Here is a 25059-nt window from a genome sequence, read left to right on the forward strand (position 1 = left end):
ATCGGCTCCAATCTGGCTCGCGGTTTGCTTGTTCTTGCGCGTCCCTGTTTGCAGCAAGGCCGGTTCGCGAACGCCTGCGGTTTCTGTTCCAGCGAGGCTGGTTTGCCAGCGCCTGCGGTTCCTGTTCGAGAGAGGCTGGTTTATCAGCCTACGCGCATCCCTGGTCCAGCGAGGCTAGCTGGCGGCCGATTGCCGAGATGCACGGCGCTCGGGCCGTGGAGACGCCGCGCTCTGGCCAAGATTACGCGGCGCTCGGGCCGCGATTTCAGGGTAGAGTACCGCCCATCCCGTCCGCCTTTTCAGTGAGGAGCCACGCCGTCGATGGCCATCCTAGTCGCGCTTAATCATAAGACCGAATACCGCTTCGATCGATCAGTCGCGCTCGCGCCACATACCGTGCGCCTGCGCCCGGCGGCGCATTGTCGCACGCCGATCCGCTCCTACTCGCTGCGCGTCGAGCCGAGCGGGCATTTCCTCAATTGGCAGCAGGACCCCTTTGGTAACTATCTGGCGCGGTTGGTGTTCCCGGAGAAGACGCGGTCGCTGAGCGTCGAGGTCGACGTGGTCGCGGAGATGATCACCATCAATCCGTTCGATTTCTTCGTCGATGAGTATGCCTTCCACTATCCGTTCGAGTACGACCCGCAACTGATCAAGGAACTGGCGCCCTATCTGGAGCTGAAGGATCAGGGCGATCGGCTCGATCAGTGGATCGCCAGCATCGACCGCACCCGACGCGAGACGGTCTACTTTCTGGTTGATCTGAACAAGCGCCTGCAGGAGATGATCGGCTACGTGATCCGCATGGAGCCCGGCGTGCAGACCTGCGAGCAGACCCTGACCCTGGGCCGTGGCTCCTGCCGCGATACCGGCTGGCTGCTGGTGCAGACGCTGCGCCGACTCGGGCTGGCGGCACGCTTCGTCTCTGGCTATCTGGTGCAGTTGACCGCCGATGTGAAGGCGCTCGATGGCCCCAGCGGGCCGGAGCAGGATTTCACCGACCTGCATGCCTGGGCCGAGGTCTATATCCCGGGCGCCGGTTGGGTTGGGCTCGATCCCACCTCGGGACTGTTTGCGGGCGAGGGCCATATCCCGCTCGCCTGCACGCCCGATCCGGTCTCGGCGGCGCCGATCACCGGCGCGACCGATGAGTGCGAGGTCGAGTTCTATTTCCATAACCGGGTCAAGCGCATCCATGAGGACCCGCGGGTCACCAAGCCCTATACCGATGAGCAGTGGACGGCGATCGAGGCGCTTGGTCATGCCGTCGATGCCGAGCTGCAAGCCGGCGATGTGCGCCTGACCATGGGCGGCGAGCCGACCTTCGTCTCGATCGATGACATGGAGGGCGCGGAGTGGAACATCGCCGCGCTCGGGCCGACCAAGAAGCTGTTGGCCGAGGAGCTGTTGCTGCGCTTGAAGCGCCAGTTCGCGCCAGGCGGGATGTTGCACATCGGCCAAGGCAAATGGTATCCGGGCGAGCAGTTGCCGCGCTGGGCCTTGTCCTGCTACTGGCGCCAGGATGGCGAGCCGGTCTGGCGGGATGAGGCGCTGATGGGCGATGAGCGCGCCGATCGCGGTCAGGGGCCGGAGCAGGCGGAGCGGTTCATCCGCACCCTGGCGACCAAGCTCGGGGTCGATCCGAGCCATGCGCAGCCGGCCTATGAGGATGTCTTCTACTATCTGTGGCGCGAGGCGCGGCTGCCGGCGAATGTCAATCCGCTCGACAGCAAGCTGAAGGACCCGATCGAGCGCGCGCGCTTGGCGCGGCTGTTCAGTCAGGGCCTGGATCGGGTCGCCGGTTATGCGCTGCCGTTGCGCTGGGCGGGGTTGACGCCGGCACCCTTGGGGCCGGATGGCCAGCCGCGCTCGGGCTGGGTCAGCGGGCGCTGGGCGCTGCGCGATGGCAATCTGTTCCTGATCCCCGGTGATTCGCCGATGGGCTATCGGCTGCCGCTCGACGCGCTGCCCTATGTGCCCGATGGCGAGCTGGATACGCATCCGCCGCGCGATCCATTCGAGCCGGTGGCGCCGCTGACCTCGCCGCGTCGCGCCAGCGACTCGAAGGGGGTTCCGCAGGCCGCCTATGATGAGATCGCCCAGCGCTACAGCCGCTTGGTCGAGCCGACGCAGCCGCGCCAGATCATCAACGAGCAAGGGCCGCGGCCCGATGAGCTGGCCCGACGCCATGGCCGCGAGGCGTTGCCCGAGGATCATCGTCAACCGCTCGCCGAACAGGCCTCGCTGCCCGATGACTACCCGGCCGAGCTGGTGCGCACCGCGCTCTGTATCGAGCCGCGCGAGGGTCGGCTGTACTGCTTCATGCCGCCGCTGACCCATCTCGAGCACTGGCTGGAGCTGGTCGCCGCGCTCGAGGCCACCGCCGCCGAGACCGCGCAGCCGATCATCATCGAGGGCTACGAGCCGCCGCGCGATGCCCGGCTGCGCAAGCTGGCGGTGACCCCGGACCCAGGCGTGATTGAGGTCAATGTGCATCCGGCCAGCGCCTGGGATGAGCTGGTGCGCGATACCCAGATCCTCTATGAAGAGGCACGCCAGACCCGGCTCGGCACCGAGAAGTTCATGCTCGATGGCCGCCACACCGGCACCGGCGGTGGTAACCATGTGACCCTCGGCGGTCCGACCCCAGCCGACAGTCCGCTGCTGCGCAAGCCGGATCTGATCCAGAGCCTGATCACCTACTGGCAGCATCATCCAAGCCTGTCGTACCTGTTCTCGGGCACCTTCATCGGCCCGACCAGTCAGGCGCCACGGGTCGACGAGGCGCGCGACGATAGCCTCTATGAGCTGGCGATCGCCTTCCAGCAGATGCCGGCCGGGCAGGTGACCCAGCCCTGGATCGTCGATCGGGTGCTGCGCAATCTGTTGGTCGATGTCACCGGCAACACCCATCGCACCGAGTTCTGCATCGACAAGCTCTACTCGCCGGATTCGGCCAGCGGTCGCCAGGGGCTGGTCGAGTTTCGCGCCTTCGAGATGCCGCCGCATGCGCGCATGAGTCTGGCGCAGATGCTGCTGCTGCGGGCGCTGGTGGCGCGGTTCTGGAAGCAGCCCTACACCCGCGCGCCGATCCGCTGGGGCACCGAGCTGCATGATCGCTTCTTGCTGCCGCATTTCGTGCGTCAGGACTTTGAAGATGTCATCTGCGATCTGCAACGCGCCGGCTATGCCTTCGACGCGGCTTGGTTCGATCCGTTCTTCGAGTTCCGCTTCCCGCACTATGGCGACCTGATCACCGGCAATGGCATCAAGCTCGAACTGCGCGGCGCGATCGAGCCTTGGCATGTGCTAGGCGAGGAGGTGACCGCGCAGGGCACGGCGCGCTTCGTCGATTCGGCGGTGGAGCGGATGCAGATCAAGGTCGATGGCCTGACCAGCGCGCGTTACATCGTCAGTTGCAATGGCCGTCGGCTGCCGCTGCGCCCGACCGGACGCAAGGGCGAGTTCGTCGCCGGCGTGCGCTTCAAGGCCTGGAGCCCGCCCTCGGGGCTGCATCCGACCATCCCGGCGCAGAGCCCGCTGATCTTCGATGTGGTCGATCTCTGGAATCGGGCCAGTCTGGGTGGCTGCAGCTACTATGTCTCGCATCCGGGCGGGCGCGCCGAAGAGCGCTTCCCGGTCAATAGCTACGAGGCCGAGAGTCGACGCATCGCCCGTTTTCGGCACATGGGACATACCCCGGGCGAGATCGATCCGCCGCCCGAGGAGCCAGCGGGCGAGCATCCCTATACGCTGGATCTGCGGTGGACGCCGGGTTGTTTGTGACTGATGAGCGCGAGCCGGCCGTATGGAGCTGGGCGGCTTTGCGCTTGGCTTTTGGGGTGATGCTGAGCGAAGGGGGCTGAATTGGAGCCGATGAGGTCGACGGACGAGGCGAGAGGTTTGATGACGAGAGGAGGCCAGGCTTGAGGTTGTCGATCATCATTCCAACGCGGCAGTTCAGTGAGTCGCTGGCGGCGCGCATCGAGGGGCATCGGCGGTTGTTTCCCGAGGCCGAGATCATCGTTGTCGAACCGTCCGATCTGCCGCCTCTGGACGCGGAACCGCTGGACACGGCGGCTACCACGGCTACCACGGCTACCACGGCTACCACGGCTGGCACCGGCATTCAGCGGCTACGGGCAACGCGCGGGCGCGGGACCCAGTGCAATGCGGGTGCCGCGCGCGCGCTGGGGTCGTTGCTGCTGTTCCTGCACGATGACACCGATCTGCCTGCCGAGGCGCCCGCGCTCGCGCGGGATGCCTTCGCTGATCCCAGGACGCAGCTCGCCTGCTTCCGGCTGCGCTTCGACCAGGCGCATTGGCTGCTCGCTAGCTATGCCTTCTTCTCGCGCTTCGACAGCTCACTGACCAGCTTTGGCGACCAGGGGATTCTGATTCGCCGCGCCTTCTTCGGCGCGATCGGCGGCTTTCCCGACTGGCCGCTGTTCGAGGATGTCGACCTGCTGAGCCGCGCGCGCCGTCGCACCCGGATCAAGAAGCTGCCAGCGGCGGTGACCACCTCAGCGGTGCGGTTCCTGGAAAACGGCATCCTGCGCCAACAAGTGTTGAATGCCGAGCTGATGCTGCGCTATTCACTGGGCGCCTCTCCGGAATCGCTGCGACGACGCTATGAGGGGCGGCGCGGATTGGAGCCGTCGCCAGACCCGCGATATCAACAAGACCCGCAAGACCACGATTGACCGATCCCGATGACCCCAGACCTCATTATTGGCCTGATCGCGCTTACGCTGCTGTTGGTGCTGGAAGGCAGCATGCCGTTCTACCTCGGGCGCGAGCAGCGCTGGCGCCATGGCTTGCGCAACGGCACGCTGGCGGCGCTGAACGGCGCGATCGGCGTGCTGCTCGCGCCCTTGCTGCTGGCTGTGATCGCCTTTGCTGAGCAGCAGGGCATCGGACTGTTGCATTGGCTGTCGCTCGATCAGCGACTCGGCGCGGGTCCGATCACGACCCTGATTGAGCTGGCCTTGGCAATCCTGCTGTTCGATCTCTGGATGTATGCCTGGCATCGGGCCAACCATGAGATCCCGTTCCTCTGGCGCTTCCATCAGGTCCACCATACCGATCCGGCGATGGATGCGACCACCGCCCTGCGCTTCCATCCGGGCGAGTTGATCATCTCATCGCTGCTGAACCCGCTCATCATCCTCGCGCTAGGCATGGGCCTGACCCAGCTGATCCTGTACAAGGCATTGATGCTGCCGGTGATCCTGTTCCATCACAGCAATCTGCGGGTGCCGAGCCGATGGGATGCGCGGCTGCGCGGGCTAATCGTGCCGCCCTCGATGCACCGGGTGCATCACTCCAACATCCGCGCCGAGACCGATTCCAACTATGGGACGCTGTTCTCGTTCTGGGATCGGCTGTTCGGCAGCTTCCGACTGCGCCCGGATCTGGATCAGATCGTCTTTGGCACCGGTCATCATGACGAGCCTGCCTGGCAGACCATCACGCGGCTGTTACGGCTGCCGCTGGCGCCGATGCGAACTCCGGCTCAGTCAAGATAGCCAGACGTCAAGCGCGTCAGGCTCTGACGACGCGATGCACAAAGCGCAGTTTCTCGATCGCCGGGGATGCCAGCACGAACGGATAGGCATGCTCGTGGCCGATACTGCGATTCAAGCTATTGAGCGCCAGGGTCAGCGGTAGCCAATGCTGAAGGATGCTGTCGAAGGACATCGCCCGATAGGCGTCGAAGCCGTGGTCGACAGCCAGTGAATCGTCATTGCCGGCGCGCGGGCGGATGCTGAGGCCGAATTGGTAGGCGGTCTCCAGCGCGTCGACCATCAACAGATAATGCGCCCAGCTCTCGGCCCAATCTTCCCAGGGGTGCATGCTGGCGTAGGCGCTGATGAAGTGCTCGGGCCAGGTGCTGGGCGGACCGGTCTGGTAGTGCTGCTCGAGCGCTTGTCCATAGTCCCGCGTCTCATCCCCAAACAGCGCGCGAAACGGCGTCAACCATTGGCTGTCGCGGATCAGTCGATCCCAGTAGTAGTGGCCGGACTCATGCCGGAAATGGCCAAGGATGGTCCGATAGGGCTCGTCCATCTGCTCGCGCATGCGCTCGCGCTCGGCCGGATCGGCCTCGGCGAGATTGATGGTGATCAGCCCTTGGGCATGGCCGGTGATCACCTTGCCGCGCTCGCTGAAGCTGGCCGGCGTATCGGCGAGGAAGGCGAACTCGAGCCCTGCCGGGTCGAGCCGGCGCGGCACCACGGGGAGGCCGAGTTGGAGCATCGAGTAGATCAGGCGCCGCTTCTCGGTCTCCATCGTCTGCCAGCGTTCATGATTGCCGGCCACCGAGAGATCCGGGATGGTGCCGTTGAGGTCGCAGGCCGCGCAGAAGGTCTGCTCGCGCTCGGCCTCGATCATCCAATTGCAGACCCCTTGGTGGGCATAGTTCTGGCACATCCGATAGTGGCCCTGCCCGCCGACCGGCTGCCAGAGGTCGGCATCGACCTGCTTGAGTGGCGTGAGGCACAGCGGGTCCGGAAGGAAGCCGAGCGGCAGCCCGCAGTGCGTGCAGGCGGTGTTCTCGAAGTAGAGGACATTGCCGCAGTTCGCGCAGCTGAAGAGTTTCATGCGGACCTCGTCGGTGGCTCGGGGGATGCTTCGGCCTGAGTGGCCGGCGATCTCATCGGAGCATCGCGATCAGCGATTCGGCGCGCGTGGATGTCTTGCGCGTGACGAACGACCATGGCGACATGCGACCCCGACGGATGAATCGGAATCGGCCAAGATTCAGGTCAACGATGCAGGTCAACGATGCAGGAAACCCATGAATTCCGCGCGGGTGCGGGCATCGGATTCAAAGGTGCCGCGCATCGCACTCGACACCGTCGTGCTGTTCTGTTTCTGCACGCCGCGCATCATCATGCAGGTATGGCTGGCCTCGACGACGACGGCGACGCCGTGCGCGCCGAGGTGATCCATCAAGGCATTGGCGACCTGGCTGGTCAGGCGCTCTTGCACCTGCAGCCGGCGCGCGAACACATCGACCACGCGGGCGATCTTGCTCAGGCCGACGACCTTGCCGTTGGGTAGATAGCCAACATGCGCATGGCCGAAGAAGGGCAGCATGTGATGCTCGCAGAGGCTGTAGAACTCGATATCGCGCACGATCACCATCTCGCGGACATCTTCCTCGAACAAGGCCGCCTTGATGATCTCCTCGGCCGACATTGCATAGCCACTGGTGAGGAAATCGAAGGCCTTGGCGACGCGCAGCGGGGTGCGCTTCAGACCCTGACGCTGCGGATCTTCGCCGAGTTCGGTCAGCATCTCGTGGATCAGGTGCTCCTTGCGCGGGTCATAGACCTCCTGTTCGTTGGTTGGCTCAAAACTATCAGCGTAATGTCCCTCAGTGGTGAGGCGCGAGCGCTTGGTGTTTGCGGGCATATGTTTTTCTTCCAATCTGGCCTCCAATCTGGCCGGACGCCCCTGGGCGACCGACAGCTATGCTAGCGAAGACTCGAGCTCCTCGCATTGAAATGTGACCATCTGGTGACCGACCTGGTGACCGACTGGCGAGCGGTTGGCCTGCGGATCGGCAGCCCTGGATGGAAGGCTCGGGTCGGATTCGTTAAACTAGTGCTCAATCTGACGGTGCAGCCGTCTTCTCAGTGCGGCCCGATGTTCAACCTACGAGCTTGGGCAAGTGGGGCTGTAGACGCTCCCGCGCGATCAAATCGACCGGAGTCGCCTCATTCGATCTCCGCTAGTGCGTTCCCAGCGAGGGTGCACGACCGCCTATCGGTGCCCACAGCTCGAAGCTTGCAGACCGACTGACTGCAGCGACGGCCTCTTGGCGCCGTCTTGGTCTCTTGGCTCGGGCCTCCCTGTGTCCGGCCCGGCGCTTGCTACCCTCCATTGGCGATGCCCCTGGCACGCCGATTCGATACCCGTGCAGCCATTGCCTCGGCTTGAGAGCTGGCGACGCGCGATGCAGGCTACCGTGACGCAAGCGCGCCCTCTTCCGGGCAGGCGAAGCAGGGTGAAGCTCAGCCCTAACCCAATCTAGTCTTGAGGATGTCCAGATGTGTGGATTCTGCGGTGAAATCCGTTTTGACGGCCAGGCCATCGATCTTGGTGCGCTGGCGGCCGTTAACCAGAGCATGCAGGCCCGCGGACCCGACGGCAGTGGTCTCTTTCAGCAGGCGCAGATCGCGCTCGGCCACCGCAGGCTCAGCATCATCGACCTCAGCACCCATGGCAATCAGCCCATGGTCGACAGCGAGCTGGGGCTGACCATCGCCTTCAACGGCTGCATCTACAACTACAAGGCGTTGCGCGAGGAACTGATCGGCAAAGGCTATCGGTTCTTCTCGCACAGCGACACCGAGGTCATCATCAAGGCCTTCCATGCCTGGGGGCCGGACTGCGTGCAGCGCTTCCATGGCATGTTTGCCTTTGCGATGGCCGAGCGCGACAGCGGGCGGCTCACGTTGGTGCGTGATCGGCTCGGCATCAAGCCGTTCTACTATGCCGAGTTGCCCGGCGCCTTGCGATTTGCCTCGAGCCTGCCGGCGTTGCTCGCCGCCGGTGGTGTCGAGACCGACTTGGACCCCGTGGCGCTGAACTACTACATGAACTTCCATGCCGTGGTGCCGGCGCCTTACACCATTTTGCGTGGCGTTCGGAAGCTGCCGCCAGCGACGATTCGGGTTATCGAGCCCGATGGCCAGGTGCGTGATCATCAATACTGGCAACCGAGCTTCGTCGCCATTCCCGAAGAGCAGGCCATGAGCTTCGAGGACTGGCAGGAGCAGCTGCTGGCCGCGCTGCGCACCGCGGTCGAGCGCCGTCTGGTGGCCGATGTCGACGTCGGTGTGCTGCTCTCTGGTGGTTTGGACTCGAGCCTGATCGTTGGCCTGCTGGCGGAGCAGGGCCAGCGCGGGCTGAATACCTTCTCGGTCGGCTTCGAGAGCGTCGGCGATGAGGTCGGCGATGAGTTCCAGTACTCGGACATCATCGCCAAACACTATGCGACTGACCATCACAAGATCCAGGTCGACTCGCGCAACCGGCTGCTCTCGAGCCTGCCTGGCTGCGTGCGGGCGATGTCGGAGCCGATGGTCAGCCATGATGTGATTGGCTTCTATCTGCTCTCGCAAGAGGTGGCTAAGTACGTCAAGGTGGTGCAGAGCGGGCAGGGCGCTGACGAGGTCTTTGGTGGCTATCACTGGTATCCACCGATGCTCGAGAGCCAAGATCCGGCGGCCGATTATGCGCGCGTCTTCTGCGACCGCGAGCATGCCGAGTATCTGCAGGCGGTGCATCCGCGCCTGCATGGCGAGGACTACAGCCGCGCCTTCATCCGCGAGCATTTCGCGATCCCGGGCGCCGAGGCGGCGGTCGATAAGGCGCTGCGCATCGATCAGCAGATCATGCTGGTCGATGATCCGGTCAAGCGTGTCGACAACATGACCATGGCTGCCGGCCTGGAGGCACGCGTGCCCTTCCTCGATCATGAGCTGGTCGAGTTGGCGGCGCGGATGCCGGCGCGGCACAAACTTTGCGATGACGGCAAATGTGTGCTGAAAGCGGTTGGGCGGCGGATCATCCCGAGCGAGGTCATCGACCGACCCAAGGGCTACTTCCCGGTCCCGGCCCTGAAGTACCCGCGTGGCGAGGTGCTCGAGATGATGCGCGAGACGGTGCTCAGTCAGCGTGCCCGCGAGCGTGAGCTGTTCCAACCGGCCTATGTGCAGCAACTGCTCGATGCACCAGATGAGCACATTACACCGTTGCGCGGCTCCAAATTGTGGCAGGTGACGCTGCTGGAGCTCTGGCTGCAAGAGCAGGGGATCTGACGTGCTCGGCCTGCGGCGGAAGTTGTAACGAGAAACGATAACCGGACAATCCGGGCGAGGGGACAGCGCAATGAGCACGCGAGAGCACATCCATCACCGGCTCGAACGTCGGCGAGCGCAGTCGGTGAGTAGCTGGGACAACAAGCGCCGACACGAAAACGAGATCTGGTCGGAGACCGCTGTCGACTGCGGCTGGGGTCGGCTGATCTTTGGCCAGACCTTCAATGATCCGCAGCAACTGGCGCAGTGCCTGCAACAGGAGGGCGACGGCCGGCGCGACGTGGCCATGTACCTGCGTGATCCTCACGTGGTGCTTTCCTATGCGCCGCAGGATCTGTTTCTCGATCCCTCACATACCTTTCGCCTCTGGTTGGATCGCTATCAGTATTCGCCTCGCAGGCCAAAGGGCTTTGTGGTACGGCTGCTCAACAATCGTGCCGATGCCGAGGCGGTTCACCGGTTGTATGCATCGCGTCGGATGGTACCACCGAGTGCTGAGTTCATCTGGCAGCAGCGGGCCTCGCGGGTGGTGCAGTTCTGGGTTGCGATGGATGAGCAGGACGGTGGCATATTGGGCTGCGTCAATGGCATCGATCATGTCGAGGCCTTCAGTGACGTCGAGCGTGGCGCGAGCCTCTGGGCATTGGCGGTTGATGCGCAGGCGCCTTATCCTGGCATTGGTGAAGCGCTGGTCCGTCAGGTCGCTGAGTTTTATCAGGCGCGTGGCCGTGCGTTCTTGGATCTCTCGGTGATGCATGACAACAAGGGCGCGATCCGCCTCTATGAGAAGCTCGGTTTTGAGCGCGTTCCGGTGTTTGCGTTGAAGAACAAGAATGCCTACAACGAGCCGCTGTTCATCGGCAGGCAACCAGCGGCGAAGTTGAATCCCTATGCGGCGATCATCGTCAACGAGGCGCGGCGGCGGGGCATCGGGGTCGAGGTGGTTGACGCTGAGGCCGGCTACTTCGCCCTCGGGTTGGGCGCGCGACGGATCGTTTGCCGTGAGTCGCTGAGCGAGCTGACCACCGCGGTGGCGATGAGCCGTTGCGATGATAAGGCCGTGACCCAGCGTCTGTTACGAGGTGCTGGCCTGAAGGTGCCGGATCAGTGCGCCTATGAGGCACTGGATCAGGCGGAGGCCTTCCTGACCCGGCACGGCAGTGTGGTGGTGAAGCCGGCGCGGGGCGAGCAAGGCGCGGGTATCAGCGTCGATATCCGCGATCCGAATGATCTTGAGCGGGCGATCAAGAATGCCCGTCGGATCTGTGAGACCGTCATCCTTGAGCAATTCTGCAGCGGGGCGGACTTGCGTATTATCGTGATCGATTTCCAAGTGGTGGCCGCGGCCATTCGCAAGCCAGCGCAGATCGTCGGCACCGGGGCGCACAGTATTGGCGAGCTGATCCAGATCCAGAGCCGGCGTCGGCGTGCAGCCACCAGCGGCGAGTCAAGCATTCCGGTCGATGACGAGACCGAGCGCTGCGTGCGCGAGGCCGGCTTCAAGATGGATGACACCTTGCCTTATGGGCAGACGCTGATCGTGCGCAAGACCGCCAACCTCCACACCGGTGGCACCATCCATGACGTTACCGCTGATCTGAGCCCAGCATTAGCGCAAGCCGCCTGCAAGGCGGCTCGCGCACTTGACATTCCAGTCACGGGCCTGGATTTTCTAGTGCCAGACGTCACCGCGTCCGATTACGTCATTATCGAAGCCAATGAGCGTCCGGGGCTGGCCAATCACGAGCCGCAACCGACCGCTGAGCGCTTCGTTGACCTGCTCTTTCCGCAGACCGCAGCCCGGGAGCTTAGCGCTTGAAGCATCTTCGAATCGACACCGAGTACCTGCTCGAGATCCTGCTCAAACTTCTCTTCACGCCGAGTCCGGCCGGCTATACCGACCGCGTCGTGCACCTCGTCTGCGAAGAGCTGGAGCGTCTTGACGTGCCCTTCGAGTTGACCCGCCGGGGTGCCATCCGGGCGACCTTGAAGGGCGAGTCCGCGCGGCCGAACAAGGCCATCGTCGCGCACATCGATACCCTCGGGGCGATGGTCAAGGCGTTAAAGCCGAATGGGCGCTTGCAGATGGTTCCGGTCGGCCACTGGAACTCCCGCTTTGCCGAGGGCGCGCGTTGCACCCTGTTCACCGATATAGGCCAGCACCGCGGCACCATTCTGCCGCTGAAGGCCTCGGGGCATACCTTTGGGCCTGAGATCGACAAGCAGGAGGGCGGCTGGGATTTTGTCGAGTTTCGCATCGACGAGCGCGTCTACGACCTCCCCGGTCTGCTGCAGCTCGGGGTGCATGTCGGCGATTTCATCGCGATCGATACCTCGCCGGAGATCACGGCGACCGGCTACATCAACTCGCGTCATCTCGATGACAAGGCGGGTGCGGCCTTGTTGCTGGCGGCGGTCAAGGCGGTGCGGGAGAGTGAAGTCAAGCTGCCGGTTGATTGTCATCCGCTGTTCACGATCTCAGAAGAGGTCGGCTCCGGTGCGTCAGCGGCCCTACATAAAGATGTTGCCGAGATGCTGACCATCGATAACGGCACCACCGCGCCGGGGCAGAATTCGAGCGAGTTCGGCGCGACCATCTGCATGGCGGATATGGGTGGCCCGTTTGATTATCACCTGACGCATCGGATCATCCAGATCTGCCAGGAATTCCAGATCCCGCATCAGCGCGATGTGTTTAAGTATTACCGATCGGATAGTGCTGCGGCGCTCGAGGCCGGTAATGATGTGCGCACGGCCCTGGTGACCTTCGGCATCGATGCTTCGCATGGGTATGAGCGCATCCACCAGGAGGCGCTGGAGTCGCTCGCCGAGCTGGTCGCGATCTACATGCAATCGCCGCCACTGTATGCGCGTGACCGCTTCGAGATGGGGCCGCGCGCTGGGTTTCCGACCGTGCCTGGTTAACCTTCATTACGCCAGCGGTCCTTGGCGCTGCCATCGCTGTCGCGCGCTTCAACCCAGCGCTCGCCGTGCTCGGTGTGCTCCTTCTTCCAGAAGGGGGCGTCGGTCTTCAGGTAGTCGATGATCAGCTCGCAGGCGCGGAAGGCGTCACCTCGGTGCCGGCTGGTGACCGCGACCAGCACGATGGGGTCTTCCGGCTCGAGCCGGCCGACGCGGTGCAGGATACGAATCCCCTCAAGCGGCCAACGGCGTCGCGCCTCGTCGGCGATCGCCGCGAGGGCGCGCTCGGTCATGCCAGGGTAGTGTTCGAGCGTCATCGCGCGGATGTCTGCGCCCTGGTTGAGATCCCGCATCAGGCCGACGAAGGCGACCAGGGCGCCGATCTGCGGTTGGCCGCGGCGCAGTTCATCCTGCTCCGCAAAGGGGTCAAAGGGGGTCGCTTGGATGCGAATCTGCGTGTCGTTCATCGTTTTATCTCCCAATTACGTTCGCTCAATCAGATTGTCGCTCAATCAGATCGTCGCTAAGCGGCCGCCTTCAGGATCAGGATGGTCTGATCGCCATCGGTGCGTCGGTCGCTGGGTGTTGGCTGATCAGGTCTGAACCAGGGCGGCGATGACTGTCTAACCGGTGGCGGCTCAGGGGTGGGCCTAGTGCACCAAGACCAGTCGTCATTTCGCACCGAATTGGTGCGATTGCTTGACGTCAGGGCACCTGATGCTGGCATTATCGGGGCTGAACATCGAGTGCCGGCGCGCCACTCCGGAGCGTGGCGCAGAGTTTGCACAGATTGTCATGACTAGCCCGGCTGCCGAGGCAGACTCCCCGAGCAGATCCGGCTGTTCCCCGCAGAAGCACCGGTGGGGTCCCGGATGGCGTAAACGAAGGAGACGCTTGCATAACGGGCCTGGGGCGTTCATCTCTTAGAGAGCACAGGCCGAGATAACAGAATGACTGGCGCGCCCGTGCAGCGGCGGCGAAAGCCACGCTAAGGCAGCGCCTCCCGATCGTGATTTCCGAGCGAGGTATCTTGAATGTCGATCTTTGAGCGCTATCAGGCCAGATATGAGTCCTCCCGCGAAGAGGACATGAGTCTGCAAGAGTATCTGGATCTGTGCAAAAGCGACCCGATGGCCTACGCGGGGTCCGCTCAGCGCCTGTTGGCTGCTATCGGCGAGCCCGAGCTCATCGATACCCATGATGATCCGCGGCTGAGTCGCATCTTCCAGAACAAGGTCATCAGGCGCTACCCGGCCTTCTCTGACTTCTACGGCATGGAAGAGTCGATCGAGCACCTGGTCTCCTATCTCAAACACGCGGCGCAGGGGCTTGAGGAAAAGAAGCAGATCCTCTACCTGCTCGGCCCTGTCGGCGGGGGTAAGTCGTCTCTGGCTGAGAAGCTCAAGGAGCTGATGCAGCAGAAACCCTTCTACGCCATCAAGGGCTCTCCGGTGTTCGAGTCCCCGCTCGGGCTGTTCTCGCCCGAGGAGGATGGCAAGATCCTCGAGGAGGACTATGGCATCCCGACTCGCTACCTGCGCAGCATCATGTCGCCCTGGGCGGTGAAGCGGTTGCAGGAGTACAACGGCGACATCACCAAATTCCGCGTCGTCAAACTCTATCCATCGATCCTCGAGCAGGTTGCGGTTGCGAAGACCGAGCCTGGGGATGAGAACAATCAGGACATCTCCGCGCTGGTCGGCAAGGTCGACATCCGTCAGCTTGAGCATTTCGCCCAGAACGACGCCGATGCCTATAGCTACTCGGGCGCACTCTGCCGGGCCAACCAGGGCATGATGGAATTCGTCGAGATGTTCAAGGCGCCGATCAAGGTGCTGCATCCGCTACTGACCGCGACCCAGGAGGGCAATTACAACGCTACTGAGGGGCTTTCAGCGATCCCGTTCCAGGGCATCATCCTGGCGCATAGTAATGAATCTGAGTGGCAGTCGTTCCGTAACAACAAGAACAATGAGGCCTTTCTTGATCGCGTCTTCATCGTCAAGGTGCCTTATTGCTTGCGGGTCACCGAAGAGAAACAGATCTACGACAAGCTGCTGCGCCACAGCTCATTGAATCAGGCACCCTGCGCGCCAGGGACGCTGGAGATGATGGCGCAGTTTTCGGTATTGACGCGGATGAAGGAGCCGGAAAACTCCAGTATCTTCTCGAAGATGCGCGTCTACGATGGCGAGAATCTCAAGGATACCGATCCAAAAGCGAAGTCGGTACAGGAATACCGTGATTACGCCGGTGTCGATGAGGGCATGTCTGGCATCTCGACACGGTTCGCGTTCAAGATCCTGTCGCAGGTGTTTAACTTCGATCACACCGAGGTCGCCGCGAATCCGGTGCATCTGCTCTATGTGCTCGAGAAGCAGATCGTGCGTGAGCATCTTCCGCAAGAGGTGCAGGACCGCTACTTTGGCTTCCTCAAGCAATACCTGGCACCACGCTACGCAGAGTTCATCGGCAAGGAGCTGCAGACGGCGTATTTGGAATCCTACGCTGAATACGGTCAAAACATCTTCGACCGCTACGTGACCTATGCCGACTACTGGATTCAGGATCAGGAATACCGCGATCCAGACACCGGCGAGATGATGAATCGCGGTTCGTTGAATGAAGAACTGGAGAAGATCGAGAAGCCGGCTGGCATCTCCAATCCGAAAGACTTCCGTAACGAGATCGTCAACTTCGTGCTGCGCGCACGGGCCAACAACAATGGTTCCAATCCGCGCTGGACCAGTTATGAGAAGCTGCGCGTGGTGATCGAAAAGAAGATGTTCTCGAACACCGAGGAGTTGTTGCCGGTGATCTCGTTCAACACCAAGGCGTCAAGCGACGAGAAGAAGAAGCACGAACAATTCGTCGATCGGATGGTCGAGAAGGGCTACACGCCCAAGCAGGTGCGCCTGCTCTCCGAGTGGTATCTACGCGTGCGCAAGTCGCAGTAGCCTAGAGGCTCGTTAACCAATAGGTCGCCAGGTCAAAGGTCGCCAGGCCAAGATTAGTAACGTCAGCGAAGGACGAGTAACCGGAATCACACAGCCGCCTATGTCTCACTTCATCGACCGCCGTCTCAATAGCAAGAACAAGAGCACTGTCAATCGGCAGCGCTTCTTGCGACGTTATAAGACGCAGCTCAAGCGGGCTGCGTCCGATGCGGTCAATCGCCGGAGCATTACCGATATCGACGGTGGTGAGCAGGTCGGTATCCCGTCCAAGGACATCTCGGAGCCGCAGTTCCATCATGGTCCGGGCGGTCAGCGGGATATGGTCCATCCGGGCAATAAGGAGTTCGAGGCCGGTGACCGGGTGCAGCGCCCAGAAGGTGGCCAGGGTCAAGGGGCCGGGCAGGGGCGCGCTGGCCGCGGTGGTAGCGGTGAGGACGATTTCGTCTTCGAACTGTCGCGCGAGGAGTTCCTGGATCTTCTGTTCGACGACCTTGAGCTGCCGAATCTGGTGCGCAACCAGTTGGTTGGTACGACCGAGTTCAAGACCGTACGCGCCGGCTATGCGACCGAGGGCGCGCCGAGCAACATCGATGTGGTGCGCTCGTTGCGTGGTGCCATTGCTCGGCGGACGGCGTTAGGGGCGCCTTATCGTGGTCGTATCCGCGCGCTCGAAGAGGAACTGGCGACACTGCTGGCCTCCGGGATCGCGGAGACCGATGCACAGGTCGTTGCGCTGCGGGAGGAGATCGATCGGCTCAAGACCCGCATCGCGGCATTGCCCTTCATCGATACCTTCGATCTGCGTTACCAATCCTTCACCAAGCTCCCCGAGCCGACGAGTAAGGCCGTGATGCTCTGTATCATGGACGTCTCCGGTTCGATGGATCAGGTGCGCAAGAATCTCGCCAAGCGCTTCTTTATCCTGTTGTACCTCTTCCTGCAGCGCAACTATGACAAGATCGATGTCGTCTTTATCCGCCATCACACCATCGCGCAAGAGGTCGATGAGCAAGAGTTCTTCTACTCACGCGAGACCGGTGGCACGGTGGTGTCCAGCGCGTTGCAACTGGCCCATGAAGTGATCCGGGATCGCTACGATTCCGAGACCTGGAACATCTATGCCGCGCAGGCCTCGGATGGCGATAACTGGGATTCCGACTCGAGCATCTGTCGTGATCTGCTGATTCAGGATCTATTGCCGCTGATCCGTTATTACGCCTACGTTGAGATCACGCCGCGGCAGCATCAAAGCCTGTGGTATGCCTACCAAGACGTGAAAGCGGTGCATCGGCACTTTGCGATGGAAGAGATCAATGGCGCCGAAGACATCTTCCCGGTGTTCCGCGAGCTCTTCAAACGACAAGAGGCTTAGTGGTAAATCGCTATGGCAAGCGCAAGCAAGCAGATCATCTCCGATAGCTCTGAGTGGACATTTCCGCTGCTGAAACGCTTTGATCAAGCGATCGCGCGGGTGGCTCATGATGAGTTTGGCCTCGATACCTATGCCAATCAAGTCGAGGTGATCTCATCAGAGCAGATGATCGATGCCTATTCTTCGGTTGGGCTGCCGATCAACTACCATCATTGGTCGTATGGGAAGCAGTTTGTTGCAACCGAGCAGACCTATCGGCGCGGGCAGATGGGTCTGGCCTATGAGATCGTGATCAACTCCGATCCCTGCATCGCCTATCTGATGGAGGAGAACACGCTGCCGATGCAGGCGTTGGTGATCGCGCATGCCTGCTATGGTCACAACAGCTTCTTCAAGGGCAACTATCTATTCCGGACCTGGACCAGCGCCGACGCTATCATCGATTACTTGGTCTTTGCGCGCAATTACATTGCCGAGTGCGAAGAGCGTTACGGCACTGAGCAGGTCGAGCTACTGCTCGACTCCTGTCATGCGCTGATGAACTATGGCGTCGATCGTTATCGACGGCCTTCACCCTTGTCGATGGCCGAAGAAAAACGTCGGCAGGCCGAGCGCGAGAACTATCTGCAGTCACAGGTGAATGACCTCTGGCGCACCTTGCCGGTGATTGATAAGGAGGAAGGACGGCTCGATGAGCGTCGTTTCCCGGCTGAGCCGCAGGAGAACCTGCTCTATTTTATCGAGAAGAACGCGCCGCTACTCGAGCCCTGGCAGCGCGAGATCGTGCGCATCGTGCGACGGGTTGCGCAGTATTTCTATCCGCAGCGCCAGACCCAGGTCATGAACGAGGGCTGGGCGACCTTCTGGCATTACACACTGCTCAACCGGCTCTACGATCAGGGTATGGTCGGAGACGGCTTCATGATCGAGGTGCTGCAGTCGCATACCAACGTGGTCTATCAGCCGCCGTTCGATTCCCCGTACTACAGCGGCATCAATCCCTATGCGCTCGGCTTTGCGATGATGCGCGATATTCGTCGCATCTGCGAAGCGCCGACTGACGAGGATCGCTACTGGTTCCCCGACATGGCCGGACAGGATTGGCTAAAGACGCTCGACTTTGCGATGCGCAACTTCAAGGACGAGAGCTTTATTGCGCAGTTCCTGTCGCCCCATCTGATGCGCGAATTTCGTATGTTTGCCGTCTCTGACGACGATCGCGAAGACACCCTCGAGATCACCGCGATCCACGAAGAAACCGGTTACCGGCAGCTTCGGCAACGGCTCGCCGACCAATATAATCTTGGCAGTCGCGAGCCCAACATCCAGGTCTATAATGTCGATGTGCGTGGCGATCGTTCACTGACGCTGCGGCACTTTCGGTACAATCGTCGTCCATTAGGCGATTCTCTCGACGAGATGCTGAAGCACATCCACCGCCTGTGGGGCTTTGACGTGCGGATGGAAGCAGTCGACGAGCATGGTCGCGTTCAGCTCGTCGGAGAGACCTAATCGGGCTCGCTATCGGCACAGATTGGGTCGGGAAGGCGAGGCATTTGATCACCAAACGGGGTACGCGGTCGATGTCGAATTACTTCCCGGTCGGCGCCTTTCCGATCGGTTGTCTGCTGATCGGGCTCTCCATCGCGATGCTCGGCCCGTCCTGCGTTTTCGCACAGGATCGGGAGGTTATTTCGACCGCCTCGGTTGTCTCAGAAGCCGCGGCCGAGTCCGGTTCTGGGCGGCGTGCGACAGCGCAAGGCGCCGCTCCTGAATCGCCGTTGCCGTCGCCTGCTGAGAGCCCACCGTTCGCCGGGGCGGTTCTCGATGCGACCGGGCCTGCGGCGGACTCACCCGAGCCCCCGCTTGAGGGCCTCCTCTCCGGTGAGGGTCTGCTCTCTGACCAGCCGACTGCCGATGATCTGGCGACGTTACAGGAAGTCGGTGTCGCGAATGCTGGCGACGCGCTTGAGCAGGCGATGGAGGATCTGTCGCTGTTCTCTCCGCGCCTGCTGCGTGAGTTCTACGCGGCACGCGATTTTCGCCACGCCTGGAACCCCGCTCAGGCCGCCTCGATGCGCGACCTCGCGCAGGGCAGTGTCGCCCACGGCCTAGACCCCCAGGACTTTAATGCCGACGCGATTCAGGGACTCTTGGCGGCGCATGACTTGGATGCGCATGATCTGGAGGCGAATGACGCTAGCTCCGCACGCTGGCGTGCTGAGCTGATCCTCAGCGATGCTTTACTCCGCTATCTGCATCATCTCCAGTACGGTAAGTACAACCCGAAAGAGATCAATCCTGATTGGACCTTCGTCGCCTCGGTCGATGCCGCTGCGTTACAGGCCGAGATGCAAGAGGTTCTCGCTGCGGATGCGCTGTCGGCGGCAGTCGACGCGGTGTTGCCGGATGCGCCTTTCTACGAGCAACTCAAGCTCGGCTATGCGCGCTATCTGGCGCTGAGTGAGCGACTGCAAGGCGAGGGCGGTTGGACGCCGCTGCCTGCTGGGCCCAATCTCAAGATTGGTATGCGCGATTCGCGCGTGCCGCGAATTCGCGAACAGCTTGCGTTGCTCGATGGTGATGAGGTCCCGCTGACGGCGGATGCGGATCTCTATGATAAGGCCCTCTATGAGGCGCTGCGGGAGTTCCAGGGCCGTTCTGGCTTAGCCCAGGATGGCGTGATTGGGCCACGCACCTTAGCGGCCTTGAATCATCCATTGGAAGATCGCCTTGCCGAGATTCGCGCCAACCTGGAGCGAATGCGCTGGCTCTACCACGAACTACCAAGTGATTATCTGTTGGTCGACATTGCCGCCTACCAGATCGAGCTGGTGCGTGATCATCAGCCGGTTTGGAGCACGCGGGCCGTTATCGGTACCGCCGAGAATCAGACGCCGATGTTCCGTGACGAGATGGAATATTTGGTGTTCAATCCGACTTGGTCGGTGCCGCCCTCGATCCAGAAGAAGATGCGCGGCGTTTCGAGTGACTATCATGTGATCGATCGGCGCACCGGTCGGCGGGCTTATCCGGCGACGCCGACTGACCATCGTCGCTATCGCCTGGTCCAGCAGCCTGGCCCGAAGAACGCGCTCGGGAAAGTCAAGTTCATGTTTCCGAATGGTCATGCGATCTATCTGCACGATACACCGAGCCGCCATCTTTTCGCGCGCGGTCGCCGCGCTTATAGTCACGGCTGCGTGCGCGTTCAGGAACCGCTCGACCTGGCTCGAGAGGTTCTGATCGGGCAGAATTGGGACATGAGCGTCATCAACCGTGTCGTCGATAGTGGCCGCACCCGCTATGTGAATCTCGACGAGCACCTGCCCGTGCTGCTCTACTACTTGACCGCGCGCGCTGACGAGCAGGGCCGCGTCAGCTTTAGAAACGACCTCTATCAGCGCGATGCAAGCCTGCTCGCCAGGCTCGGCGGCCCTAGTCGAGCTGACCGTATTGTGTTTAGAGAGCCTCCAGCGACTGAGCCCGAACTGCAGTCTTCGGCGACGACGACGGCGATGCCAACGCCAACCGCGACCGGTAAGAGGGCTGATAAGAGGGCTGATAAGACGGCTGAGTCGCTTGCGTCCAGCTTGACCACTGAAGCGGGGCTTAAGCCAAGCGTAGCTGCTCACAATGACGGCGAGGCTGATGAGTTGTTGTCACCCGATCGGGCCGCGCCGAGGACGGCACAACCTGCCGGGCAGGCGCCGGACTCGAGTCAGCCGGATGCCACTTCGCCGGAGGCATCGTCAAATCAACAGCCCGTGCAGAAGCCTTGGCGGGGTTTATCGATGAATGAGCGCTTCACCAGTGCCGACCTGGGTCTTGACCAGCCGATGGCGCGCTGGCATTCACCGGATTCCAGCATGCAAGCGATGGATGCCAATGGGCTCATCCAGTCACGGGGGTTTTGATGCTGCTCGCTTCCTTCCTTCTGGGTGTTGTTGTCTTCGTCGTCGTTAAGGTCTTCATCCGGGCGCTCTACACCGTGAAGCCGAACGAGCGCGCGGTACTCACGTCCTTTGGTCGCGCTGTGCGCCTCGGCGAGCAGTGGGTCGCTGACGAGAATCTCAATGAAGACGAGCGGGAGCGGTATCGTTTTCCGCAGCTGCGGGTGATCGGCCCGGGTGGACCTTACTTCAAGTGGCCCTGGCAAGAGGTCCACAAGGTCGATGTCGCGACCCAGTCCATTGATCTGACCTGGGACCCAACCAAACGCCAGACCACGATCGAGGCGGTGACCAAGGATAATCTCACCACCGGCGTCGACGGCCAGATCCGCTTCCGCGTCGCCGAGGGTAATCTTTACGCCAACTGCTTTGGCGTCGATAGCCCCCTTGAGCACGTGATGGGCTATTTCATCGCGGTGCTGCGCGAGCGGATCGCGAACTTCGTTGACCCGAAAGGGCAGAGCCTGGTCGACACCGGCGATGTTTCAGGCGAGGCGGGGGCCGCGGCGGTGGATCTGACCGAAGGGGTCTCGATCAATGACTTGCGCAAGAACCTGCCGCTGCTCAACGACTATATGGAGAGCCAGTGTCGCTCCACTGCAGCGCGCTATGGGATCGAGCTGGATGCGGCTTTGATTACCCAGATCGACCCACCGCACGAGGTCGACCGAGCCCTCTCGGCGATCAATAGCACGCGCAATCAGGTCGCTGCCGATATCAGTACGGCCCGCGCCGATGCGGAGCAGCAGATCACCATGAGCAAGCGCGCCGTCGATATTGCCAGCAATAATGCTCAGGCCGAGGTCGCGCCGCTGCGCGAGCTGGCGGCGACCTTGATGGGCATTAAGCGCACAGGGGGTGCGGCCGCCTTGAGCGCCTACATCCGTAACATGCGTATCCCGCTGCTGAAGCAGGCGAAACGCATCGTGCAGGTCGCGGGTCCGAGCGCCCATGAAGGCGCGGCGATCGTGACCGGAACTGCCGGCGCTGATCATGCTTCGCGCGGAGGTGCCTGATCATGCCAGTGTCGAGCATGGCCCCGTTGATTGCCTTCGTGTTTGGGATCATCGCGATCCCAGTCGTGCTGAGCATCGCGCGCCAGCTCGGTCTCTACGCTGTCGTGCGCGAGCGCGAATCCCAGGTGTTTACGCTGTTCGGTAAGGTCATCGGAACCCTCGATGAGCCAGGACTTCGCTTTCCTATCGCCTATTTTGGCCCCAAGGCCCTGTTGGTGGCCTTCTTCGGTAAACGGTACTTGGTGAATACCGCGCTGCGGCAGTATTACCTGCGTGATCTGATGGTGAACTCCGAGGAGGGCACGCCGATGGGGGTTGGCATCTGGTATGAGATGCAGGTCTGCGACCCCGTGGCCTACCTGTTCACCAACGCCAACCCCGAAGGTTCGCTGCAGGCCAATGTTGCCAGCTCCACCATCTCGACGCTCTCCAATCTGGAGATGGACAAGATGCTCGAGGATCGCCATCAGCTCAGCCGCAAGGTCCGGGCCACAGTCTCGCCTTTGTCGGAGAAGTGGGGCTACAAGCTGGGTTCGGTGTATATCCGCAAGGTCGCCTTTACGGATCGCCAGATGGTCGACAACATCACCGAAAAGGTGGTCAAGCGCCTGATCCAAGTGACCAGCGCGATGAAGCAGGATGGCGAGAACCGGGTCGGGCTGATCAAGAGCGAGACCGCCTTCAAGGTCTCACAGAAGATGGCCGAGGCGGCGGCAACCCGGCCGCGGGTGGTCGGTGAGGCCCTGAATGAGATCGCGCGCGAGGACCCGGAGACGCTGGCGGCGGTGATGGAGGTGATGGAGACAGAACAGCTGATCGCCTCCGGTGCTGAGGTCGACGTGCTGCCGCGCGATGCCCAAGTGCTGGTCTCGGTGGGTGCCGCGGGCCGCGGGGCCAGCGCCAGTGGCGCTGCGGCCTCGGGACTCTCTCTGGACCCGAGTGTCTTCTCCTAGTATCAGGTTTCAATGGGGTCAGCGCACGTTGTAATTTTTCGCGTGGACTCGGACAATGCGTCTAGCGGAGGCGCAGCTGTTTTGGCTCGGCTTCGCTCGTTTTATTCCAAGGCCGCCTGCCGCGGCTCCAGTTTCGGAGACAAGCGATGTCCAACGAGGGTTATCACGAGCCGATCACTGAACTGTCGGACGAAACGCGCGATATGCACCGCGCGATCCTGTCGCTGATGGAGGAGCTTGAGGCCGTCGACTGGTACAACCAGCGCGTCGATGCCTGCAAGGACGCGGAACTGCGCGCGATCTTGGCGCACAACCGCGATGAAGAGAAGGAGCATGCGGCGATGGTGCTTGAGTGGATTCGGCGGCGTGATTCGAAATTCGACGACGAACTTAAGGATTACCTGTTCACCGACAAGCCGATAGCGCATGCATAGCCTGCGCCATCGCGCGACCGGTGCCGCTTTGTTGGGTACCTAGTGCATGATGATCAAGCAGCTGGCTGGTCTCTCTGGTCGGCTGCGCCTGCGGTCAATCGTGCCGCAATCCATGGCAGGAGTTGATAGCGCATGGCCGATTTTCACCAAGAGCCCCAGATCACGACACTGCACGGGCTGCATGAGGCCTTTGATGCTGATCATTATCTGACACGGCTGGAGTGCAAGCTCGAGGCGCATGCCAAGCAGGATCATATGTGCCTGCTGCTGCCCTCATTGTTCAGCGAGATCAGTAATGGCGATGTGCTCGATCGGATCGTCGAGCGGATCGGCGAGGTGCGTTATCTCCGCAGTATCGTCGTCGCCCTCGGCGGGGCACCTGAGGAGCAACAGTTCCGCGAGGCGCAGGCCTATTTCGGGCGCTTGGCGAGGCCGGATTGTCTGGTGCGGGTGGTCTGGGTCGACGGGCCGCGCGTCCAGGGATTGCTGTCTGAGCTGGGCGAGCGAGGTATACCCACGGGGCAGAAAGGCAAGGGGCAATCGGTGTGGGTGACCCTCGGCTATCTGTTTGCACGCGCGGAGGCCAATACCATTGCCTTGCACGATTGCGATATCGTCACCTACGACCGCACCATGCTCGGACGGCTGATCGAGCCGGTTGCTAACCCGAACAACGCGTTCCAGTTCTGCAAAGGCTACTACGCGCGCATCTCGCCGAGTGAGCGTTCGATGAAAGGGCGCGTGACCCGGCTTTTCGTGACCCCCTTCGTCGATACGCTGTCACGCGTGATGTGCAATCAGGGGCTGCCCGAGCTGCAACGCTTTTTCGAGTACCACCGCGGATTCAAGTATCCGTTGGCTGGCGAATTCTGCTTTACCTCAGACCTCGCTCGGGGCCTCAACATTGCCTATGACTGGGGGCTCGAGGTGGCAACCCTGTCACAGGTCTACGATCAGCTGACGCGTCGACAGGTTGCGCAGATCGATCTGGCCGCGAATTACGAGCATAAGCACCAGGAGCTGTCGCCCGATGATACCTCTAAGGGGCTGCATCGGATGGTGGTCGACATCGCCAAGTTCTATCTGACCTACATGCGCTCGCATGGCGTCCCGCTCGACGATGCCTATGTCGACATGCTGCTGCACACCTACTATCAGACTGCGCTGACCTATGTGCGAAAGTACAGCTATGACGCGGATGTGAACGATCTTTCCTACGATCTCTATCAGGAAGAGGCGGCTGCTGGTCATTTCCGCGGGTTCCTCTGGGATGCCTGGATGCAGACCAAGGGTCCTCAGGAGGCAAAGCTCATCCCTTCCTGGAACCGCGTCGCCTATAGTTTTCCCCTGGTCTATGAGCGGCTGCTAGAAGCGGTTGAGGCGGATCATGTGTCTGCTTGAGCCCGGTCAGGCGCTGCAGCGAATGCGCGAACAAGTGCAGTGTTGTGCTCATGTTCATGGCGCGTCGCAATCCGGAACAATGGGGCACTTATTTTACGCTAACCGATCGTTGTTCTGGTTGGTCTCGGGGATACCCGCGTTGATACTATGCTTAAAGCGGCGGTTTTTTTGATCGCCGCTTGAGCTGTGCCTCGGTCGTCAACCGACATGGGCGACAC

The 25059-nt window shown here is 61.7% G+C and carries 17 protein-coding genes; 14 read left to right on the forward strand and 3 right to left on the reverse strand.

The window, feature by feature from the left end:
- Positions 1-321 precede the first annotated feature (321 nt).
- The 3 genes from CCR96_RS06785 (at position 322) to CCR96_RS06795 (ending at position 5528) form a co-directional block, all read left to right on the forward strand.
- Positions 322-3786: a transglutaminase family protein gene (locus CCR96_RS06785; protein ID WP_201219129.1), complete on the forward strand. Its 3465-nt coding sequence runs from the start codon at positions 322-324 to the stop codon at positions 3784-3786.
- 140 nt (positions 3787-3926) lie between these two features.
- Complete coding sequence (locus CCR96_RS06790; protein WP_242518667.1) at positions 3927-4703, forward strand: TIGR04283 family arsenosugar biosynthesis glycosyltransferase; 777 nt, start codon at positions 3927-3929, stop codon at positions 4701-4703.
- A 9-nt stretch (positions 4704-4712) separates the two neighbouring features.
- Complete coding sequence (locus CCR96_RS06795; RefSeq protein ID WP_201219131.1) at positions 4713-5528, forward strand: sterol desaturase family protein; 816 nt, start codon at positions 4713-4715, stop codon at positions 5526-5528.
- A 16-nt stretch (positions 5529-5544) separates the two neighbouring features.
- Here the strand turns inward: CCR96_RS06795 and CCR96_RS06800 are convergent, their stop codons facing one another.
- Together CCR96_RS06800 and folE are read right to left on the reverse strand one after the other, a co-directional pair.
- On the reverse strand, positions 5545-6603 hold the full coding sequence (locus tag CCR96_RS06800; RefSeq protein WP_201219133.1) for a zinc-binding metallopeptidase family protein: 1059 nt from the start codon (positions 6601-6603) through the stop codon (positions 5545-5547).
- 177 nt (positions 6604-6780) lie between these two features.
- Positions 6781-7419: a GTP cyclohydrolase I FolE gene (gene folE, locus CCR96_RS06805; RefSeq protein WP_201219399.1), complete on the reverse strand. Its 639-nt coding sequence runs from the start codon at positions 7417-7419 to the stop codon at positions 6781-6783.
- Positions 7420-8057: 638 nt separating this feature from the next.
- Here folE and CCR96_RS06810 point away from each other — a divergent pair.
- From CCR96_RS06810 to CCR96_RS06820, 3 genes are all read left to right on the forward strand, one after another.
- Positions 8058-9833: an N-acetylglutaminylglutamine amidotransferase gene (locus tag CCR96_RS06810; RefSeq protein ID WP_201219135.1), complete on the forward strand. Its 1776-nt coding sequence runs from the start codon at positions 8058-8060 to the stop codon at positions 9831-9833.
- Between the two features lie 70 nt (positions 9834-9903).
- Positions 9904-11652 (forward strand): N-acetylglutaminylglutamine synthetase, encoded by a 1749-nt coding sequence (gene ngg, locus CCR96_RS06815; RefSeq protein ID WP_201219137.1) that lies wholly within the window; start codon positions 9904-9906, stop codon positions 11650-11652.
- Positions 11649-12758 (forward strand): osmoprotectant NAGGN system M42 family peptidase, encoded by a 1110-nt coding sequence (locus CCR96_RS06820; RefSeq protein WP_201219139.1) that lies wholly within the window; start codon positions 11649-11651, stop codon positions 12756-12758. Before ngg ends, CCR96_RS06820 begins: the two co-directional genes overlap by 4 nt.
- Here the strand turns inward: CCR96_RS06820 and moaE are convergent.
- Positions 12755-13222, reverse strand: coding sequence for a molybdopterin synthase catalytic subunit MoaE (gene moaE / locus CCR96_RS06825; RefSeq protein WP_201219141.1), 468 nt, complete (start codon positions 13220-13222; stop codon positions 12755-12757). The two genes, CCR96_RS06820 and moaE, sit on opposite strands and share 4 nt — an antisense overlap.
- A 567-nt stretch (positions 13223-13789) precedes the next feature.
- On the opposite strand from moaE, the gene CCR96_RS06830 reads away from it, so the two are divergent.
- From CCR96_RS06830 to CCR96_RS06865, 8 genes are all read left to right on the forward strand, one after another.
- Entirely contained in the window at positions 13790-15712 is a 1923-nt protein-coding gene (locus CCR96_RS06830) for a PrkA family serine protein kinase (RefSeq protein WP_201219143.1), read from the forward strand.
- A gap of 100 nt (positions 15713-15812) precedes the next feature.
- A complete protein-coding gene (locus CCR96_RS06835; protein ID WP_201219145.1) occupies positions 15813-17084 on the forward strand; it encodes a YeaH/YhbH family protein in 1272 nt (423 codons plus the stop codon).
- Between the two features lie 12 nt (positions 17085-17096).
- Positions 17097-18596 carry a SpoVR family protein gene (locus CCR96_RS06840; RefSeq protein WP_201219147.1) on the forward strand — a complete coding sequence of 500 codons (1500 nt, stop codon included), beginning with the start codon at positions 17097-17099 and terminating at the stop codon, positions 18594-18596.
- A gap of 71 nt (positions 18597-18667) precedes the next feature.
- Positions 18668-21001, forward strand: coding sequence for a L,D-transpeptidase family protein (locus tag CCR96_RS06845; RefSeq protein WP_201219149.1), 2334 nt, complete (start codon positions 18668-18670; stop codon positions 20999-21001).
- On the forward strand, positions 21001-22053 hold the full coding sequence (locus CCR96_RS06850; protein WP_201219151.1) for an SPFH domain-containing protein: 1053 nt from the start codon (positions 21001-21003) through the stop codon (positions 22051-22053). Before CCR96_RS06845 ends, CCR96_RS06850 begins: the two co-directional genes overlap by 1 nt.
- A gap of 2 nt (positions 22054-22055) precedes the next feature.
- A complete protein-coding gene (locus CCR96_RS06855) occupies positions 22056-23006 on the forward strand; it encodes an SPFH domain-containing protein (RefSeq protein WP_201219152.1) in 951 nt (316 codons plus the stop codon).
- A 146-nt stretch (positions 23007-23152) separates the two neighbouring features.
- Positions 23153-23440 (forward strand): encapsulin-associated ferritin-like protein, encoded by a 288-nt coding sequence (locus CCR96_RS06860; RefSeq protein ID WP_201219154.1) that lies wholly within the window; start codon positions 23153-23155, stop codon positions 23438-23440.
- Positions 23441-23572: 132 nt separating this feature from the next.
- Positions 23573-24841 carry a glycosyltransferase family protein gene (locus tag CCR96_RS06865; RefSeq protein ID WP_201219156.1) on the forward strand — a complete coding sequence of 423 codons (1269 nt, stop codon included), beginning with the start codon at positions 23573-23575 and terminating at the stop codon, positions 24839-24841.
- Positions 24842-25059 lie beyond the last annotated feature (218 nt).

It is taken from the genome of Halochromatium roseum, from assembly GCF_016653315.1.
Classification (GTDB): Bacteria; Pseudomonadota; Gammaproteobacteria; order Chromatiales; family Chromatiaceae; genus Lamprobacter; species Lamprobacter roseus.

Bases quoted from the DNA above. Each gene is read 5' to 3' on its own strand.
- CCR96_RS06785 (WP_201219129.1), top strand. From the start codon at position 322: ATGGCCATCCTAGTCGCGCTTAATCATAAGACCGAATACCGCTTCGAT.
- CCR96_RS06830 (WP_201219143.1), top strand. From the start codon at position 13,790: ATGTCGATCTTTGAGCGCTATCAGGCCAGATATGAGTCCTCCCGCGAA.
- CCR96_RS06835 (WP_201219145.1), top strand. From the start codon at position 15,813: ATGTCTCACTTCATCGACCGCCGTCTCAATAGCAAGAACAAGAGCACT.
- CCR96_RS06845 (WP_201219149.1), top strand. From the start codon at position 18,668: ATGTCGAATTACTTCCCGGTCGGCGCCTTTCCGATCGGTTGTCTGCTG.
- CCR96_RS06855 (WP_201219152.1), top strand. From the start codon at position 22,056: ATGCCAGTGTCGAGCATGGCCCCGTTGATTGCCTTCGTGTTTGGGATC.
- moaE (WP_201219141.1), bottom strand. From the start codon at position 13,222: ATGAACGACACGCAGATTCGCATCCAAGCGACCCCCTTTGACCCCTTT.
- CCR96_RS06795 (WP_201219131.1), top strand. From the start codon at position 4,713: ATGACCCCAGACCTCATTATTGGCCTGATCGCGCTTACGCTGCTGTTG.
- CCR96_RS06810 (WP_201219135.1), top strand. From the start codon at position 8,058: ATGTGTGGATTCTGCGGTGAAATCCGTTTTGACGGCCAGGCCATCGAT.
- folE (WP_201219399.1), bottom strand. From the start codon at position 7,419: ATGCCCGCAAACACCAAGCGCTCGCGCCTCACCACTGAGGGACATTAC.
- CCR96_RS06840 (WP_201219147.1), top strand. From the start codon at position 17,097: ATGGCAAGCGCAAGCAAGCAGATCATCTCCGATAGCTCTGAGTGGACA.
- ngg (WP_201219137.1), top strand. From the start codon at position 9,904: ATGAGCACGCGAGAGCACATCCATCACCGGCTCGAACGTCGGCGAGCG.
- CCR96_RS06800 (WP_201219133.1), bottom strand. From the start codon at position 6,603: ATGAAACTCTTCAGCTGCGCGAACTGCGGCAATGTCCTCTACTTCGAG.
- CCR96_RS06865 (WP_201219156.1), top strand. From the start codon at position 23,573: ATGGCCGATTTTCACCAAGAGCCCCAGATCACGACACTGCACGGGCTG.
- CCR96_RS06860 (WP_201219154.1), top strand. From the start codon at position 23,153: ATGTCCAACGAGGGTTATCACGAGCCGATCACTGAACTGTCGGACGAA.
- CCR96_RS06850 (WP_201219151.1), top strand. From the start codon at position 21,001: ATGCTGCTCGCTTCCTTCCTTCTGGGTGTTGTTGTCTTCGTCGTCGTT.